The sequence below is a fragment of the Cytobacillus sp. genome (genome assembly GCF_032154635.1).
GTDB lineage: Bacteria > Bacillota > Bacilli > Bacillales > Cytobacillaceae > Cytobacillus.
In genome coordinates this window covers 235,623-253,365 of the sequence record NZ_JALDXW010000002.1, presented here as the reverse complement: position 1 = coordinate 253,365, position 17,743 = coordinate 235,623, and the positions used below count along the sequence as shown (strand labels likewise).

Sequence of the window (17,743 nt, the reverse complement as noted above, 5' to 3'; positions counted from 1 at the left end):
AATGTGGCGAAAATTCAGCGATTATATGACTTTCAAAATGGTACAAGAACTGATGCAGAGCAAGTAGATGCAGAGTTTGATAATCTTGTTAAAGCTCATAACGATCAAGATGATGAGGTTAAAAAGAAGCTTGATATAACAGGAAACTTTGAAGGCACTTGGAATGGTGTGCCTTTTGAGGAAGCCGATCCAGCCATTGCAGGACGTGTAACTGTCATTGAAAACATGGTTAAAGAAGAAGAACCGGTAACTATTACACTAAAGCGTGGAGAAAACAATATTGAAGCTCCTGAAAATGCTGCACTTGCTCCTGTTGAAATTTTAGGGGACGAAGTAAAAAACCTTGTTCCTCCTTTTAACAGCGGTAAGTGGAGTGGCGGTGGAAGTAATGTAACGGTTAATTCAGATAATAAGATTACAATTGTTTCTAATGGATCGACCATAGTACATTCAACGTCTTTACCAGTTAAAAGTGGATCAACATATTTTTTGTCGGGTAAGAGAAGCTACGACACTGGCACTTATATTGATGCATATGGTGGAACTAGCCTAGATACAACTAATGTTCCAGAAAAATTCACCGTTCCTCAAGGTGTTAATTCAATACAAGTTAGGTGCATTGTAGATAACAAAGCGCAGGGTGCGATTATTTTCGAAGATGTTCAACTTATAGAAGCGACTGAAGAACGCGAATTTGTATTAGGATATCAACCAGTAAGAAATCCCTATATTGAAGTAGATAATGGTTCAGCTCTACATTTTGATGAATACCTCTATAAAGGGGATAAAATTTATCAAACATCTGATGGGGAATGGAGAAAGAAACAGAATAAGATTGAAAGCTTGCTAACCTCTGAAAATGTTAAAAATCCTAAGATTAATACAAGTTATACTGGTGGCAAAGGTATTCTAATACCTCTAAGTGAAGTAGCACCTGGTATTAATATCTCTTCTGTTGATGTAATTAAGTTTAACGGGGTATTCATGCAGAGAACTGATTCTGCATCTAATATCATAAATGATCGTTTTTACCTTGATGAAAATAGTTTAATTTTATTTCTTTCTTCTGCTGATACAGGCTGGGGAGATAATTATAAACCAAGTAGATTAGAGATACTTGCATTTTTATTAGGATGGCAAATGCAAGAACCTAGTGGGGCAATCTATAACAGTGGAACTAAGAAATGGTATGCGGGATTCAGCCCTAATAGTGCATGGAGTCCAATCACAGACAATGCTTACACGAAATCATCTGTACCAACTGCTTTAGCTCCTGATTTCAAACCTATTAAAATCATCTACAAAACATCTACTGAACAAGATGTTTCTGCTAAATATGAGGGTGCTTTACGTTTAGTGAAAGGTACGAATAAGATTAATTTAGGTGAAGGGATTGTGCTAAGGGAAAAGGCGAATCCTTATCAAAACACGCTCGCGCCGTTTGAATGGAATATAAATAATGGTGTAAATAGTTTGTTTGGAGTTTCAAAGTTACAGAATAAGGCAGAGGAAATTTTTTCTATCTACGAACAGGGCAGACTAGATAAAAGATGGAAAATTTATCCAAAAGGTACAACATCTTCAGGTGCTATGGCACAATTAGATAATGCGTTGTATAACAAAGCAGCTTTTTATACAGTAACCTATAAAGTCCTAAATCGCTATAATTTCTCTTGCCATGTTGGAGATACACAAGCAAAGCACACAGAAAATTTCCATATGGAAAGTGATTATCAAGTAAAACAGATTGAGGAAATGAATAAACAACTATCTCAATTCGGTCTGACTGTTATAGATAAGTTAGGGAGGAAAGATGGGGTTGCCTTACTCGATAAAAATGGAGTGCCTTTAAAATCAGATGGAAGTCCGGTGGGGATGAAAAAAGAGTATGTTTTCTGGTCAGATAAAACAACAAGTGTAGCTCCTAATGGAGAGAAGTACAGCAAGAAAATAACACTTCCAGGTAATGGATTTTGGTATCGTTTGATTTTGGAGTATTCAAGAGAGAACCGATCTGCTCTTGTATTTGAATGGAATAAAAAAACCTTAGAAGCTAATGAAAATTCACCTTATGTCACTTATGATGCTGGCTATATTTATTACATTGATAAACTTAAATATGGAACTAATCAATCATTTGTATTCAACAATACTCAACTTTACAATCCTGCATTAAATCCTCTTAGATATCCGTTCTCTAGTGGTGCAGAATGTTACATTGAGTTCATTGGACTTAATGAAGATTGCAGTGAGCTTGAAATTAGGTGGGTAAACGTAGGAACTGTCGCAAGAACTCTTTCTATAAATGTATCTGTAGAGGTGTTAACCCAATGATAGTCATTTTTAACAAAACTAATTTGCAAATAGTAGGGACACCGGCGAATAACGAAACTGTTGAACAGGCTATCGAAAAAGATGTAATCCCTAATTTCGGTGGTAAAGCTAATGAATATGACTTTATAGAAGTCCATTATGAGTATTTCAAACTCGAAGTAATGGAAGGTACAGTTATAGCGGTTGAAATTGAACCACCGCCCTTGCCAGAGCCAAAACCTTCAGAACTAGATTTGCTTAGGCAGGAAAACCAAATGTTACAAGCAAGTGTAATGGAACTCTCGACTATTGTTGCTACTCAAGAAGCAAGCCAAAAAATACTTGAACAATCTGTTCTGGAATTATCAACCCTTTTAACAACAACATAAAGGAGTGGTTTAGATGTTTAATAAAAATAGTGGTTTAGTACAATTGTGGTCTTTTGCCGTTCTTAACGGTACTTATCAATATGAGCAAGTACCAAACCTTTCGAATTTAAAATCGCAAGTTGATCTTGTTTTAACAGACATGGGATATCAAGTACCAACGGGAGCCTAACGGCTCTCTTTTTTATGCCAGAAAGGAGTTGTTTTTGTGGCAATATCGGCAGAGAAACAAGCAGCCTTATCAGAAGGTCATGAGTATGAAAAAAATAAGATAAAAAATGGTTGGTATGATAATCCGGATAACCGAAAAATGGCAACCACAGATGAGCTACGTAATGCTTATATATATCAAAAAACAGGCAACTTTGACCATATAGGAAATTATGACCCTAAATATGATGACTTAATGAAATATTACAATTGGACAACTGACCAACGAAATAATATGAGCCAATCAGAAAGGGAAAAAGCGATACAAGGCAAGGTAAATGAAGAGTATGCCAAACCAGAAGTAACCTATACAGGTGGCGGTGGTAGCAGAAATTCGTTCACTCCTAATCAACGAAATGCCTTAACCTACGGTGAAGCAGCAGACCGAGCTAAACAACAACTTGATCCTCTTTATGAGAGAGCAGTAGAAAACGTGAGAAAGAACAGGTACCAAAACGAGCTAAATGCTTCTGAGGTTGCTAGTGCAAGAGGATTAGCGCACAGTGGACTTGCTGCTGACCAAATGAATAAGATTGGCATAGCTTCTCAATCGAATATTTCTGACCTAGACGCTCAACGTTCTGCAAAGATTGCAGAGATGGCTCAACGGATGATGGAATTTGACCAAAATTTAGCATTACAAGAACGAGCGCAACAGTTAAGTGAATACCTAGGGGTAGAAGGACTTAATCTTAATCGTGACCAATTTGATTGGAGTAAATATGCAAATCAAAGAGATTTTGACTATAACAGATCAAGGGATTTGATTGGCGACCAACGATATGATCAACAATTCGATTATCAGAGGATGCTTAATGACCGTAACTTCAATTATCAGCAACAGCGTGATAAACGTCGTGACGCTGAATGGGAGTCTGAACAAAAAGATGCTAGGGCATGGCGTAAATATATTTTCGAGAATATGTCTGCTTCTGAAAAAGCACAGCTTGAATGGGCTAAGGCTCAATATGGTGAAGAAGCTGCTTGGCGTGATTATGAAATGAGATATAAAGGTAATCTTGAACAATCTATGAATCAGGCAATGATTGATTACTATAACAACGCAAATTTTAATACAGAGGTGAAAGGAGATGGTTGGATCCCCAACTTAAAAGACTATAAAATCACATCACAGCCAGGTACCAGAACACATCCGGTAACTGGACAGAAAAATTCAAACCATAGGGGTATGGATATAGCTGTTCCTAAGGGTACGCCAGTAGCATCCACCATAAGCGGAAAGGTTGTTTCAACTTCTGGTCATTCTAGCTATGGAAACACTGTTGTTATACAGGATGCTAACGGATATTTACACCGTTACGCTCATTTAGACAGCATAGGTGTTAAAGTTGGCCAGAATGTTTCAAGAGGAAGCTTAGTAGGTAAATCAGGGAATACTGGACGTTCAACTGGCCCTCACCTTCATTATGAGGTAACTAATTCTAAAGGTGCTGTGTTAGATCCATCACCATTTTTAAGATAAGAGAAGAGGTGCGAAATGCCTTCTAATTATAATCCTGATAAATATAAAGCGATTTTCGAATCTCGTTACGGGGCCGGCTCATATGATGCCGGTCTTTCTAATGCTCGAAGTATTGGGGCAAGTAAAGCTCAGGTTAATATAGCTAAGGAAGAATACAATAAACGGCTGCAGGAATATAAAGAAAAAAAGGAAAAGAAAACATATCAAGATGCACTAAATTATTGGAGTGATCCGTCTAATAATTCTGCTCTCAAAAGAAACGGGGCCAATCGTACAGCTGAAGAAATAAAAAATGATCCCATGCTACAAATGCAGATCAAAGAACAGGGCTTTACAATTGATGATTACATTAATGCTATGTATAATGCTGCTTCAAATGGTCAGTTCCGTTCTGAAAGGGAGTTCAACAAATATACAGAGAAATTAAATAAACAAGTTAAGGCAAAAGAAAATAACGTATATTCAAAATACGGTATTGAGATACCCATTGCTCAAAAAAAAGAACAGAAAAAAGGTGACTTAGGTGTATTAAAAAAAAAGAATGATAACAAGAGCAAGAAGGATAAAAGCAACGGATCGTTATTGAATGACATCATGACTCCGTTAAAAAACTTTGGTCAAGCGATTAATCCGTTTGATGATGTTAGCTTTACAGAAGCGTTTAAAAACAACGTGGATGATGCTGTTAAAACCGATAGAAGTAAATTCACCAAAGAATCAACCAGAGGACTTACAAGGCTTGCTAACACAGCAACATTGGGTACGCTTGACCAAGTATATAAGAAAACAAATGATGGCCAACGTGCTTCGCAGTTCACAAATGAAGATAGATCATTAGCAGGTAAGATAACAGACTTCGGTTATGATGCACTTGGTTATCTAATTCCTGGTATGGGAACATATAAAGCAATTCGTGGAACTGGTTTAGGATTAAAGCCGGGTTCAAAAGGGGTGGATAAACTTAAACAATTGGCTCAAGAAGGTGCAATTGCTGGTGGTTTAATTGCGGGGGGCGAAGTAGGTGTTCGTGAAGCTTTTAACCCTAAAGATACCAATTATATAGATAACTTGAAGCATGTAGGTTTAGGAGTTGGATTGGGAGCCATTGCTGATCCTGCCTTATACGGCTTAGGGAAAGGAATAAGTAAAGCTGTTCAAACTAGCTTGGCCCCTTTTGCTAAAGGGGATGTACCTACATTTGGTGGTTCCCCTAGCCAGAATGTTATAGATAGTTTACAACGATCAAACACAGGTCGATTAAATGGCCAATCGAATGAATTATTTGATAAATTAGCTTCGATTAGAAAGTCTGAAACAAATGAAACAGCACTGTTGAGAGATATCGACCAAGCTAGACCAGAAATAGCAGCTGCTGTTCAAGAACCTTCATTAAATCGATTGACACCAGGTAAAGATTTCGAGCCTATAACATCTGGTGCAGTTAATGAAGTACCAATGGTTCGAGGTACTCCAATTGATCGTACACCGATTGATATAGATAATCCAAAAGAAATTGTTAAACAGCAAATTGATTCAACTGGTAAGCGAGAAAAATCAAAATGGTCATTTGATAAGGCTTATACTGCAATTGTGAATGATTTACACGCAGTAAATAAGGCTTCAAAAGATTTAGGGGGCAAAGGGTTAAAGATTGACAATGACCCTCATAAACTGGCTCAATTGGCTCGTGGTGTAGCTGGAAAAGCTGAAACCTATTTAAATGGGGGAGTCTTTAGTGACTCAGGCCAAAAGTTAGAAAAATCACTGAAAGAAATTATTAAACCAGTTGAGAATAATATTGATGATTTCCTTGCATATACAACGTCTAAACGTGCACTAGATTACGATAGTAAAGGCTTAACGGCAGGAATTAAGCCAAAAGATGTCGAAGGTATAAATGATTACCAATTAGCAGAAGCGACCATTAAACAAATTGAAGCAGAATCACCTGATTTCAAGAAGCATCAAGAGGAATTAGTTAAGTACAGTCAAAATTTAATGAAAGAATTAAAGGATTCAGGTTATTACACTGACGATGCTCTTAAAAAGATTTTTAAGGAAAACCCTAACTATATTCCAATGAATCGGGTGCAAGAGCCACGAGTTAGAGGGTTTGAACCTTTAACTAGTCCTAAAATGAAGTTTGCTAGTCAAGCTAATCCAATCAAACAAAGAACTGGATCTACAAAACCTATTATTAATCCTATTGAAAGCATTGTGAAAAACACTTATGTTATTACTAACATTGCTGAAAGAAATAAGGTTGGAGTAGCGTTATATGACTTATTGAAAAATGCACCAGAAAATAATATGTGGGGTAGAATCACAAATGTAACAAAGCAAGATGCTTCTATCGACAATCTTTCTAGTGTCCTGGATGATGCGACCGTACAAATGAATGATGGTAGAACAGATGCGATTGATAATCTATTTAAAGGTGAAGGTAACAAGGTTTATGTGTACAAAGATGGGCAAAAAATCGAAATGGAACTGCAAGATGATTTATACAAAGCCATGCTTTCTTTGGATGCCCAAAAGCAAAACTTCTTCATTAACTTAATGGGGGTTCCTGCTAAAACATTACGAGCCGGCGCTGTGCTATCTCCTGACTTCGGACCCGTAAATATATTCCGAGATCAATTATCAGCATTTGTTAACTCTAAATATGGATTTATTCCATTTTGGGATATGGCTAAAGGGATGAAGAGTGTACTCAAAAGAGATAGTGATTACTGGCTTTGGAAGCAAAGTGGGGGAGCTAACTCAGTATTATCCACTCTTGATCGTGAATATCTACAAGCCGACCTACGTAAAATGGTAAAACAATCTTTAGGTCAGAAAGTTAAAAATAACTTTGGCACCCCTTTTAAAGCTTTAGATACATTCCTTCAACCACTACGCAAGGTATCGGAAATAACCGAGGAAGCGACAAGGGTAGGGGAATTTAAAAAAGGCTTGAATAAAGGTGCGACACCAAAAGAAGCAGCCTTTTCTTCACGTGATCTAATTGACTTTAGCAGAGCTGGAACTGTAGGTAGGCAATACAATCAAGTGACTGCCTTTTTTAATGCGGCTGTTCAATCTATGGATAAACTTGCACGTACCTTTAAAGAGAGAAAAGTTGAAGCAACTGTTAAATCGTTAGCCAGTATTACATTACCTTCAATTGTTGCGTATTATTATAACCAAGATAAAGATTGGTATAAAGAAATTCCGCAACGTGAAAGGGATCTGTTCTGGCATTTTGAAATAGGGGATCAAATTTACAAACTTCCTAAACCTTTCGAAGCAGGTATTATGTTTGGAACGTCATTTGAAAGAATGCTCGATTTTATGAAAACAAATGACCCAAAAGCATTTGAGGGATTTGGAAAGACAGTCAGAGAAGCCTTTACTCCAAACTGGATTCCTACAGCAATTCTTCCATGGATAGAGGTTTACGGAAATAAGAGCATGCATTTTGACTCTCCAATTGTTCCAAGACGTGAACAGGATTTATTACCTGAAGATCAATATGGCCCATATCAATCAGAATTATCGAAAGATATTGGAGCAGCTTTTAAAAAGTCACCAAGAAAACTTGAGCATGTGTTTAAAGGGTATACTGGTGGTTTAGGTGGTTATTTCTTAAAGGGAACAGATTTAGGCTACAAAGTAGCTGGGAAGGAAAAACCAGAGCTTCCTGATAAGGGCATAGCTGATGCTCCTATTCTTAACCGTTTTGTGGTTAAGAACCTTGAAGGTAATAACCAAAGTGTTAATGACTTTTATAAGCGGATGGACAAATTAAAACGTGAAAATCTATCAGCGAAGAAACATAATCCGGATCATGAAAATACAGAAACAATGAAAACTATAAATCAGTTATCAAAAGAAATAAGTGAATTACAAGCAGCTAAGCGTGCTGTGATTGAAGAACCAAATATGAGTGGAGAAGAAAAAGCAGATGTGATTAAACAGATTGATCAACTTATCACTCAATTAGCAAAAGCAGGGAATAGAATCCCATAGGTGGTGAGAACTTGAAAAAATTTTTATTTAGTGCATTTTCACCTTTGTTATGGATTCCATTAGGCATCGTTGTTTATTTATCTTACATTCACTTAATATCATGGCTATCCTATCCAATTGGTGCAGTTGTAGTTATATTTTTCGGTCTAGCTATAATATGTTGGCTTTTCTTCTTTATGAAGGATGTCATCTATTTCGTTAAAAGACTGTTTAAGGACGACAACACTAGAGATGAAAAGGGATTCAAAAAACATTTTTAGAGGGCTCATTGAGTCCTCTTTTAATTTTGGGAGGTAACAGATGAAACAAGAGACAAATACACTTTATACATTTATTACAGGCGGTGGAATTTCTTCCATCGCCTATTTGCTTGGTGGAATTGATCATTTGCTTGTTGCTTTAGTTATTTTTATGGTTTGTGACTTTCTAATTGGTGTAATTGCAGGAAGTCAGAATGAAGGAATTAGTTCAAAGAGAGCATTAAAAGGGTTGGGGAAGAAAGGGGCCATGATTACCCTTGTTATTATTGCAAATCAATTAGATATCATAAGTGGCAGCGAACAAGGTTTCGTCCGTAACTCGATGCTTTTCTTCTTAATCGGAACTGAGGGGATATCTTTAATTGAAAATATGGCGCGATTAGGTTTAGATGTTCCGGACTTTTTAAAGTCACGCTTTGAACAGATTAAGAGTGATAAGGGTGATAAAAAGTGAATATCCCTGTTAGACAAATGCTTGTACAATCTAAGAATCATAAAATAAAATGCCCAAATATAATGGCTGCTGAATATATCACTGTTCACAACACTTATAACGATGCTAGTGCTAATAACGAAGTGCAATACATGATAAATAATACTAATCAAGTCTCTTATCACTTTGCTGTTGATGATAAAGAGGTTGTGCAAGGTATTCCTTTAGATCGTATGGCTTGGCATTGTGGAGATGGTAACGGTTCAGGTAATCGAAAATCAATAGGAATAGAAATATGTTACAGCAAGTCAGGTGGTACGAAATATTATCAAGCAGAAGGTTTAGCGATACAGTTTATCGCTCAGTTGTTAAGAGAGCGCGGCTGGGGGGTTGAACGTGTAAAAAAACATCAAGATTGGTCTGGTAAATATTGCCCTCATCGGATTTTAGATGAAGGAAGATGGCAGTCCTTTTTGAATGCGATTAAAACTGAATTAAATAAAAAGGAGATGACAAGTGTGGAACAAAAATTATCTGATGCTCAAGAGGATGTAAGACAAGAAGCTATGCGTCTTGGTATTACAGATGGAAAAGATCCATTTCGATCAGTGAATCAATATTATGTTTGGAATGCGATGATACCTCTAGCCAAAAGAATACAGGAATTAGAAAAGAAACTAAGATGAAAAATTTTAGTTAATAAGGGCTTTTTTTGCAATTATCGTTTGAGCTTCTGCAATTGTTTCTTTAAAAGTCTCTCCTTTAGTTATAATAGAGAATGAATTTGACATTCCGATAACCAGTACACTTCTCTTTGTTGCGAAAATATAGTAATTGACTCCGTTTTCCACAAACCCAAGTGGCTTATACAATATTATCCCTCCTTTCGATACCTAAATATTAGGCGAATGGAGGGATAATCCTTGTGTCATTTTTATGAATTAAAAAGGCAAATCATCAGGTGGATCAATCGGTTCTATCTGTCTCACAAGATCAGTGATATCATGTTGCTCATCCCACACGACTTTATGAATTATCATTTTTCTGCATCCAAATTCTCTCCAACGTTGTTGGATCCACTCATAAGCAATTATTCCAACTGCCCAATCAGCGTCTTTATTGAAGTCTTTATCTTTAACATAAAATGATGCACGGCTTGCACTTATACTTCCTTCGACGTTTAGGTTTATTTCTATATGTACTTTCATCATTTTACCTCTATGCGGTTTTACTATGGGAACTTTTATTATCTCTTTTATTAATTTTTATTAGGTCAATTACTAGCCAAATAAAAAGAGCAGGTATATAGATAATGAATCCTGACACAATCCCCATTGTAAAGCTTGTGACGATTAATATCAAAATAGAAGAACCGATAAACGAAACGTATCGAAGTGTTTTTGGATCAAGAAATCTCATTAAAATTATTTGAAAAACATTATAAATAGCCCATGTAATTATGAATGCCCCTATGAAATCAAATACCAAATTATTCACTCCTTTCGTATAAATCATCCACTTTTACACCTAATAAATCAGATAAAATATATGCCTTATCCATAGGTAAGATAGTGACTTGTCTTTCGTAATTTCGTAGTTGTCTAGTTGTACATCCGATTTTTTCAGCAACAAAGTCTTTTCTTAATCCACTTTCTTTTATTAATTCCTCTAACCTACATCGTAATATCATTTTTCATCACCTTGTCTTTTTATTCCACATAAACAGACAATCTCCTTTAGGAAATATATTTCAGATGACAGGCATCATTATTTCATATGGGCATACATTGAAGAATACAAGGAAGGAGGGAATGAAGTTGGACCCCTTTACATTTGGGATTACTTTTATCAGTGCTTCAGGTGGGGTATTTATGATATTACATGCATTAGAGCAGTCTGGTCTGTCGATTAATAAGGAAATGATTCACCTTATGATGGAAACAAGCAAATTTGGTGCAATCCTCTGGTTATTGAAAGAATTGAGCAAAGTATTCTTCTAAGAATAGTGCAATAAATGAAGTGTTCATTGAAGAATGCAAAATGGGTATTTATTGTTGTTTAATTTGTTTAATATTGTTTTTTTTTATTGGGCTTTGATATGTTATCACATATCTTTTTTATTCGATGTCTCTCATAAAAAATCAAGAGGGTGTCTTAATGATCGAATGGTTCGCTTTGCCGTTATCGATAGCTGTTGCTGCTTTCATTCCAAAAGGGAAAATGTCCGACAAAAAGAAAATGGATCAAATATTTATTAATTGCAAAGTTGGAATTAACAAAGATAATAGTATGAAATACCCTACATTCATTCGCAAACAAACCAATGAATCCTATACAACTTACCTCTACTCTCTTCCTTTAGGAATCCCATCAGAATCTTTGGAATCCTTAATTCCAGCAATTAAAGATGGATTAAACAAAGAAGTTGATTATGAGTTTGATGGATTGTTAAAGATCCATGTATATGATAAAAAGTTGCCAAACAAATGGACTTACAATGATGAATTATTAAGACCTGGAACATGGGAAGTGCCAATAGGGCAGAATCATCAAGGAGTCCTTTATCATGATTTTGAAAAGTATTGCCACTTACTAAATGGTGGTGTGACTCGATTTGGTAAAACTGTGTTTATGAAAGGAGTCTTAAACACACTCATCCTCAATAATCCTACAGATGTTGAAGTATATATCCTTGATTTAAAAGCCGGGCTTGAGTTTTACAAATACAAGTCATTACCGCAAGTTAAAGAGGTTGCTTGTGACGTGTATGAATCAACGGAAGTATTAGCATTCCTTACTGAACAATTAAAACAGAGAGAGGTTATGTTCCGTGAAAAAGGCTACTCAAATATTATTGATACACCCATTAAAAAACGTACTTTCATTATCGTGGATGAAGGGGCCGAACTTTCTCCAAGCATCGTCAAAACAAAAGAAGCGAAAAAATTCGCGGAGTTTTGTCAGGCAGCATTAAGTGAAATTGCTCGAATCGGTGGAGGGTTAGGATATCGCCTAATATATGCTACTCAGTACCCTACAAAGGAAGCTGTTCCAATGCAAGTGAAAATGAATATTGTAGCAAGGCTTTCATTTATTTGTGCTTCACAAGTAGCTAGCCGGGTTCTCCTGGATGAAAAAGGAGCCGAGGATTTGCCATCTATTCCTGGAAGGGCTATTTACCTTATTGAAAAGAAGAGAACCGTACAGGTGCCATATATTGACGATAAGATGATGTTTAAAATGATGGAGGAAAGAGAAGATGAAATACTCAACACAGGAAAGGATAGAAAGTCTGTTAACGACAATCGACCAGCTGGGCATGGTGAAGATCAAGCACCTCCAGCAAATACATGATTTAAAAAGTTATCGTAATGCCTGCCGAGTAGTGAAACAATTAGGGCCATATATAAATGAGACATATTATATGAAGGAAAAGGTTATTTATCTGAATAAACAGGGAAAAGATTTAATCGGATCAACCAAGGATGATAATAAGAAACACTTCATGGCACACACATTTCTAAGAAATGAAGTGTTCATTTATTTTAATTGCCCTCATGACTGGAAGAATGAACAACCATTAGAAGCTACTATAAAACCCGCCAATTCATTAGGTGTTCAGTTTAAACACTTAAGTTTAGGGGCAAAAAAGAAAGTGATATGTGATGCAGTATTCAAGCGTAACGGGTATTTGCATTTAATTGAAGTGGATAATGCTAGAAAGATGATTGATAATAAGAAGAAAATTGAAATATATAAAGAGATCCTACCAGCTTTTAAAGAACAAACACCTATTCTTTATTTTTTTACGACAACAGAGGATAGAAAAAGAAAGTTAAAGGAACAATTACAAAGTGTAAGGAATCAAGTTATAACATTTAATGAAATCAATTGAATCCTTCCAAGGGAATAAAGGTAAAAAAAGATGGCCATCGTTTGACCACAACGATGACCACACACTTGTTGCAAAACATGCAAACAAGGATATAATACTAAGAGTGAGGAGTTCTAAACACGCTGATAACACTACATTATGCAATTTATGCATGTTAAAGGGTGTAAAGAAAAAATATTGACAAATAATTATATGAAAGCTATAATTACCTTTGTTGCCTTGGGGTGATTCGTATGAAATGGACTTTAAGTCAGTTACAAAAACATCGAAGCAAGGATTTTCCGTTAGATGAAATCGTCAATGTTGATGAGATCAAAACTATTGATCCAACGATCAGAGACGCTTCACCAATGCATATAACGGGTCGAGCAGATATTGACTCTGCAAAGGTGACTTTTCATTTGAAAATTAACGGCTACTTAATACTTCCTTGTTCTCGTACTTTAGTTGACGTAAAATTCCCAATTAATGTGGAAACAACAGAAACTTTCCTCTTAAAAAGTTTGGATTATGAAACTGAAGAGGAGGTTCATCAAGTAAAGGGTGAAGTGATTGACCTTATGCCGGTCATTCAGGAGATCCTAATACTCGAGGTTCCCATGCAAGTGTTCTGCACCGATAGCAGCGAAGAAGGGGCTCCGCAATCCGGTAAGGATTGGGAAGTCATTCAAGAGCGAGACAAAGAGGAAAGAATTGATCCTCGTCTTGCGGGACTTGCTCAATTTTTTGATCAAAATGATCCTTCTTCCGATTCATAAGAGCGGAAGAAAACAAGTAACTATTTGAAGAATCCAGCATGATCTGGCCTTCATAACTTTTTAAGGAGGTGGGAAGAATGGCTGTACCTTTTAGAAGAACTTCTAAAACTGCAAAAAGAAAACGTCGTACCCATTTTAAATTACAGGTACCTGGTATGGTATCATGCCCAAACTGTGGTGAAATGAAACTTGCTCACCGCGTATGTAAAGCTTGCGGAACATACAAAGGAAAAGAAGTTGTTAATAACTAATTTCCAGCTGACATAAAAAGCACAAGAACAATTTGTTCTTGTGCTTTTGTCGTTTTGTTAATAAATACATAAATAAGTAAGTAAGGGGAGAATAATATGAAGCCATTTTTATTAGAAGTACATAATGATGGATTATTAGTTTTTACTATTAACAGGGCAGAGAAAAGGAATGCCATAAGCTATGAAGTGATGGATGGGTTGGAAGAAGCTCTGGCAGTAGCTGCGGAAGACCGAATCAAGGCATTGGTTATTACTGGTGCAGGGGACAAGGCATTTTGTTCAGGAGGAGATTTATCATCCTTTCATCAATTAAAAACGAAAGAAGCGGCATTTGGTATGTTAAATCGAATGTCAGGGCTTCTAGTTAGATTGTTTTTCTTGCCGAAACCAACTGTCGCTCTGTTAAATGGCATCGCAGTTGGAGGAGGATGCGAGCTTGCTTCTGCTTGTGATTTTCGGATTGCGAGTAAGGAGGTTAAAGCTGGATTTATTCAAGGGACGCTTTCTATCACAACAGGCTGGGGCGGTGGAACCTTCCTGTCTGAAAAGCTCTCATCTGCAAATGCAATGAAAATGCTGATGGAGGCTCGTTTATATAGTAGTGATGAATTAAAGGAAATGGGTTTTTTTCAGTGGATATATACTGGTGAACCAATGGAAAGCTGCCGATCCTTTTTAAATAAAATGCTAGTACTAGACGGAGACGTATTAAAATCTTATAAAAAAATGTTTATAAAAAAGTGGACAGAGGCTGGCGTGGAGGAAAGAGTGAAGCAAGAAGTCAGAAATTGTGCAGTATTGTGGCAAGGCGAAGCTCATCATAAACAAGTGGAGAAATTCTTAAAAAAGTGAAAAACGAAGATAATTGTGAAGTTTCAAACAGGATATCAGTCTATCTTTTCTAGCATAAGCATATTATTAATAAAAAACACTAGGAGGGTGAACTGATGTCATCGACTCGACAAGATGCGTGGACTCATGATGAAGATCTGCTGCTTGCAGAAGTTGTGCTTCGCCATATAAGAGAAGGAGGAACACAGCTGCAAGCATTTGATAAAGTTGGCAAGGAACTAACAAGAACAGCTGCAGCATGTGGATTCCGCTGGAATTCATATGTTAGAAAACAGTATAAATCTGGAATTGAGCTTGCCAAAAGACAAAGAAAAGAAAGAAAACTGAGTAATCAGCAATTAGAGGATAAAAAGCAAGTGACAAACCAGATTCTGGAGGCAGAAATTATAGCTCCTCAGGAAGAAAAAAAAGTGTGGGACTTTGAAGAATTAGTCACTTACTTAAAAGATTTATATGATAAGGCTGAACAGTCAAGCTTGCAGAATGAAAATATTCAAACGTATGAAGAGCGAATTCAAAACCTTGAAAAGCAGTTATATTACCTTGCATCAGAAAATGAAAAATTACTTAAAGACTTACATTCCATCCAAGCAGACTATAAGGCATTAATAAATATTATGGAAAGAGCGAGAAAGCTTGTTGAATTAAAGGATGAAGATCATGAGCAAAAGGTATAGAGGGTCAAAGAAAAGTGGAGCATAATTGAGTAAAGCGGACATATAAATTGTCCGCTTTAACATTGAAGCAATGTCTTTTTAATGTGTTTGCTCCTTAACTCCGTCAGGATACCAAACAAGCGGATTTTCTCCACGATCTCTTTCCATATCATAAGCAACAGAAGAGAACCCCATCTTATCCCAAAAATCTTTAGATTTAACTCTTGGATTCGTTTTAATAGGGAGACCAAAACTTTTTGCGTATTCTACTAGCGCTCTTCCATAGCCTTTATTTTGATAATCGGAAATCACTTCGAGTTTCCATAGCTCTAAATAATCTTGAGCGGGCTCAAAGTATCGGTCGAATTTCTTCTCTACCTGATATAGGCTCATCCTAGCAACCAGTTTGTCCCCGAAATAGATCCCATAGAAAGGGGAAACGCTATCATCTTCAATAATATTAGCTTCTAGATCTTCTAACATCGAAAGCTCTTGTAAACCGTACTCTCTAAACTTTTTAAATTCCTCAAGTGTTTTGTAATTTACTTTTAATTTTTCAACCTTATACATTTGCTTTCCTCTCCTTCTTTGCTGCAATAAATGAATCAATTAATTATTTCTATTTAATTAAGTTAAAAAAATTTATGAAAATGTATGTTTCTATAAACCTTATTATATAACAAAAAAACGAAAAATTCTGCACTTAAATAGCCAGTTACATTAAACCTAATAAAAAAATAGGAAGCGTTTTCAAATTTAGCAGGAAAAATAGAAAAGATTGTAGAAATATATTGTATTGTAGGAAGATTGAGAAAATAACCGAGAATTTTTCTATGCTTACGTACAAGTCTCTTATTAATTATTACATCATAGAAAGAAGGGATGTTGGATGAAAAAAATTCTAATTGCAAACAGGGGAGAAGTCGCTTTACGGATTATGAAAACTTGCCATCAAATGGGAATTGAAACGGTTGCTGTTTATTCAGATGCTGATTCAGACATGCCATTTGTTAAAGAGGCAACATTTGCTTTCAATATTGGTGAACCTGCTGTAAATAAATCTTATTTACGTTCTGAAGTAATCCTTGAGATTGCTAAGAGTGAAGGAGTAGATGGAATTCATCCCGGTTATGGCTTTCTTTCCGAAAGTGCAGAATTTGCCAAAGCTGTCATAGAAGCTGGAATCACCTTTATTGGACCAGATCCAGAAACCATTGATTTAATGGGCGATAAAATTGTTTCTAGAAAGACAATGAAGGATGCAGGAGTTCCGGTCGTGCCAGGCAGTGAGGAAGGCACTTCTACACTCGAAGAAGCGATCAGACTTGCAGAATCAATGGGCTACCCTGTCATGCTAAAAGCAAGTGGCGGAGGTGGAGGGATCGGAATGGTGCGCTGTGAAAATGAGCAAGCGCTCGCTAAGTCGTTTAGTTCAACAAAGGCACGTGCAAAAGCGTATTTTGGCTCTGAAGAGGTATTTGTTGAAAAGTATATAAATCATGCGAGACACGTGGAAATTCAAGTTTTTGGTGATAATTTTGGAAACATTGTTCATTTATTTGAAAGGGACTGTTCCATACAAAGAAGGCACCAAAAGGTAATCGAAGAATCCCCATCTCCATTTTTATCGGATTCAGCCAAGCAGAAAATGTATGCAACAGCTATCAGGGCGGCAGAAGCGGTAAATTATAAAAACGCTGGTACCATTGAATTTATTGTAGATGCACAAGAAAATTTTTATTTTCTTGAAATGAACACTCGATTGCAAGTAGAGCATCCTGTAACCGAGCAGATTACTGGTCTTGATCTAGTAAAATGGCAAATCCTTGTGTCAAGAGGAGCGAAGCTTCCTCTATCGCAATCTGATATACAGCAACAAGGGCATGCGATTGAATTCCGCTTGTATGCAGAAGATCCTAAAAGCTTCCTCCCGTCACCAGGTAAAATGGAAGAGTTTCGCTGGAAAGAGTCTGAAGGTGTACGTGTAGATGCTGGCTATGCATCCAATTCTACCGTTTCTCCCTTTTATGATCCAATGATTGCCAAATGTATAATTTATGGAAATACAAGAAAAGAATCAATTGAGAAAGCGGAGCAGTTTTTCTCGAATTTAATCATTAAGGGGATTAAAACAAATGCTCCATTATTTAAAGAGATTTTAAAAGATCGTGATTTTATCAGTGGCAATTATTCCACAAGCTTTTTAACAAATAAAACGTTAATTATTGAATAGGA

General features: G+C 36.4%; 21 protein-coding genes. 16 read left to right on the top strand and 5 right to left on the bottom strand.

Annotated elements, in window-relative coordinates; genetic code table 11:
* Positions 1 to 3 precede the first annotated feature (3 nt).
* The 8 genes from RUH74_RS03170 to RUH74_RS03135 are packed head-to-tail and all read left to right on the top strand — an operon-like array spanning position 4 to position 9,782.
* The gene (locus RUH74_RS03170; RefSeq protein WP_313798799.1) at positions 4 to 2,334 is read left to right on the top strand and encodes a hypothetical protein; all 2,331 of its coding nucleotides are present in this window, start codon (positions 4 to 6) and stop codon (positions 2,332 to 2,334) included.
* Entirely contained in the window at positions 2,331 to 2,702 is a 372-nt protein-coding gene (locus RUH74_RS03165; protein WP_313798797.1) for a hypothetical protein, read from the top strand. Before RUH74_RS03170 ends, RUH74_RS03165 begins: the two co-directional genes overlap by 4 nt.
* 13 nt (positions 2,703 to 2,715) lie before the next feature.
* The gene (locus RUH74_RS03160; protein WP_313798796.1) at positions 2,716 to 2,871 is read left to right on the top strand and encodes a hypothetical protein; all 156 of its coding nucleotides are present in this window, start codon (positions 2,716 to 2,718) and stop codon (positions 2,869 to 2,871) included.
* A 36-nt stretch (positions 2,872 to 2,907) separates the two neighbouring features.
* Entirely contained in the window at positions 2,908 to 4,392 is a 1,485-nt protein-coding gene (locus RUH74_RS03155; RefSeq protein ID WP_313798795.1) for a peptidoglycan DD-metalloendopeptidase family protein, read from the top strand.
* Positions 4,393 to 4,407: 15 nt separating this feature from the next.
* On the top strand, positions 4,408 to 8,403 hold the full coding sequence (locus RUH74_RS03150) for an LPD38 domain-containing protein (RefSeq protein ID WP_313798794.1): 3,996 nt from the start codon (positions 4,408 to 4,410) through the stop codon (positions 8,401 to 8,403).
* An 11-nt stretch (positions 8,404 to 8,414) separates the two neighbouring features.
* On the top strand, positions 8,415 to 8,663 hold the full coding sequence (locus tag RUH74_RS03145) for a hypothetical protein (RefSeq protein ID WP_313798793.1): 249 nt from the start codon (positions 8,415 to 8,417) through the stop codon (positions 8,661 to 8,663).
* A 40-nt stretch (positions 8,664 to 8,703) separates the two neighbouring features.
* Entirely contained in the window at positions 8,704 to 9,117 is a 414-nt protein-coding gene (locus RUH74_RS03140) for a phage holin family protein (RefSeq protein ID WP_313798792.1), read from the top strand.
* Positions 9,114 to 9,782 carry a peptidoglycan recognition protein family protein gene (locus RUH74_RS03135; protein ID WP_313798791.1) on the top strand — a complete coding sequence of 223 codons (669 nt, stop codon included), beginning with the start codon at positions 9,114 to 9,116 and terminating at the stop codon, positions 9,780 to 9,782. The genes RUH74_RS03140 and RUH74_RS03135 overlap by 4 nt, the downstream gene beginning before the upstream one ends.
* A gap of 6 nt (positions 9,783 to 9,788) precedes the next feature.
* Here RUH74_RS03135 and RUH74_RS03130 read toward each other — a convergent pair whose 3' ends face one another.
* The 4 genes from RUH74_RS03130 to RUH74_RS03115 form a co-directional block, all read right to left on the bottom strand.
* Positions 9,789 to 9,968, bottom strand: a complete 180-nt coding sequence (locus RUH74_RS03130; RefSeq protein WP_313798789.1) for a hypothetical protein — start codon at positions 9,966 to 9,968, stop codon at positions 9,789 to 9,791.
* 69 nt (positions 9,969 to 10,037) lie between these two features.
* Positions 10,038 to 10,307 carry a hypothetical protein gene (locus tag RUH74_RS03125; RefSeq protein WP_313798788.1) on the bottom strand — a complete coding sequence of 90 codons (270 nt, stop codon included), beginning with the start codon at positions 10,305 to 10,307 and terminating at the stop codon, positions 10,038 to 10,040.
* A 7-nt stretch (positions 10,308 to 10,314) separates the two neighbouring features.
* Entirely contained in the window at positions 10,315 to 10,611 is a 297-nt protein-coding gene (locus RUH74_RS03120) for a hypothetical protein (protein WP_313798787.1), read from the bottom strand.
* The gene (locus RUH74_RS03115) at positions 10,586 to 10,786 is read right to left on the bottom strand and encodes a helix-turn-helix transcriptional regulator (protein WP_313798786.1); all 201 of its coding nucleotides are present in this window, start codon (positions 10,784 to 10,786) and stop codon (positions 10,586 to 10,588) included. Before RUH74_RS03115 ends, RUH74_RS03120 begins: the two co-directional genes overlap by 26 nt.
* 127 nt (positions 10,787 to 10,913) lie before the next feature.
* Between RUH74_RS03115 and RUH74_RS03110 the strand changes: the two genes are divergently transcribed.
* The 7 genes from RUH74_RS03110 (at position 10,914) to RUH74_RS03080 (ending at position 15,529) form a co-directional block, all read left to right on the top strand.
* Positions 10,914 to 11,096, top strand: coding sequence for a hypothetical protein (locus RUH74_RS03110; RefSeq protein WP_313798785.1), 183 nt, complete (start codon positions 10,914 to 10,916; stop codon positions 11,094 to 11,096).
* Between the two features lie 157 nt (positions 11,097 to 11,253).
* Positions 11,254 to 12,450, top strand: a complete 1,197-nt coding sequence (locus RUH74_RS03105) for an FtsK/SpoIIIE domain-containing protein (protein WP_313798784.1) — start codon at positions 11,254 to 11,256, stop codon at positions 12,448 to 12,450.
* Complete coding sequence (locus RUH74_RS03100; protein ID WP_313798783.1) at positions 12,356 to 12,991, top strand: hypothetical protein; 636 nt, start codon at positions 12,356 to 12,358, stop codon at positions 12,989 to 12,991. Before RUH74_RS03105 ends, RUH74_RS03100 begins: the two co-directional genes overlap by 95 nt.
* Before the next feature lie 233 nt (positions 12,992 to 13,224).
* Complete coding sequence (locus RUH74_RS03095) at positions 13,225 to 13,749, top strand: YceD family protein (RefSeq protein ID WP_313798781.1); 525 nt, start codon at positions 13,225 to 13,227, stop codon at positions 13,747 to 13,749.
* Positions 13,750 to 13,826: 77 nt separating this feature from the next.
* Positions 13,827 to 14,000 (top strand): 50S ribosomal protein L32, encoded by a 174-nt coding sequence (gene rpmF, locus RUH74_RS03090; RefSeq protein ID WP_053475556.1) that lies wholly within the window; start codon positions 13,827 to 13,829, stop codon positions 13,998 to 14,000.
* A gap of 96 nt (positions 14,001 to 14,096) precedes the next feature.
* The gene (locus tag RUH74_RS03085; protein ID WP_313798779.1) at positions 14,097 to 14,852 is read left to right on the top strand and encodes an enoyl-CoA hydratase/isomerase family protein; all 756 of its coding nucleotides are present in this window, start codon (positions 14,097 to 14,099) and stop codon (positions 14,850 to 14,852) included.
* A 95-nt stretch (positions 14,853 to 14,947) separates the two neighbouring features.
* The gene (locus tag RUH74_RS03080) at positions 14,948 to 15,529 is read left to right on the top strand and encodes an RsfA family transcriptional regulator (RefSeq protein ID WP_313798778.1); all 582 of its coding nucleotides are present in this window, start codon (positions 14,948 to 14,950) and stop codon (positions 15,527 to 15,529) included.
* Positions 15,530 to 15,607: 78 nt separating this feature from the next.
* On the opposite strand, the gene RUH74_RS03075 is transcribed toward RUH74_RS03080, so the two are convergent.
* Positions 15,608 to 16,078 (bottom strand): N-acetyltransferase, encoded by a 471-nt coding sequence (locus tag RUH74_RS03075; RefSeq protein ID WP_313798777.1) that lies wholly within the window; start codon positions 16,076 to 16,078, stop codon positions 15,608 to 15,610.
* A 319-nt stretch (positions 16,079 to 16,397) separates the two neighbouring features.
* Here RUH74_RS03075 and RUH74_RS03070 point away from each other — a divergent pair, with 319 nt between their 5' ends.
* Positions 16,398 to 17,741, top strand: coding sequence for an acetyl-CoA carboxylase biotin carboxylase subunit (locus RUH74_RS03070; protein ID WP_313798776.1), 1,344 nt, complete (start codon positions 16,398 to 16,400; stop codon positions 17,739 to 17,741).
* Positions 17,742 to 17,743: the final 2 nt, after the last annotated feature.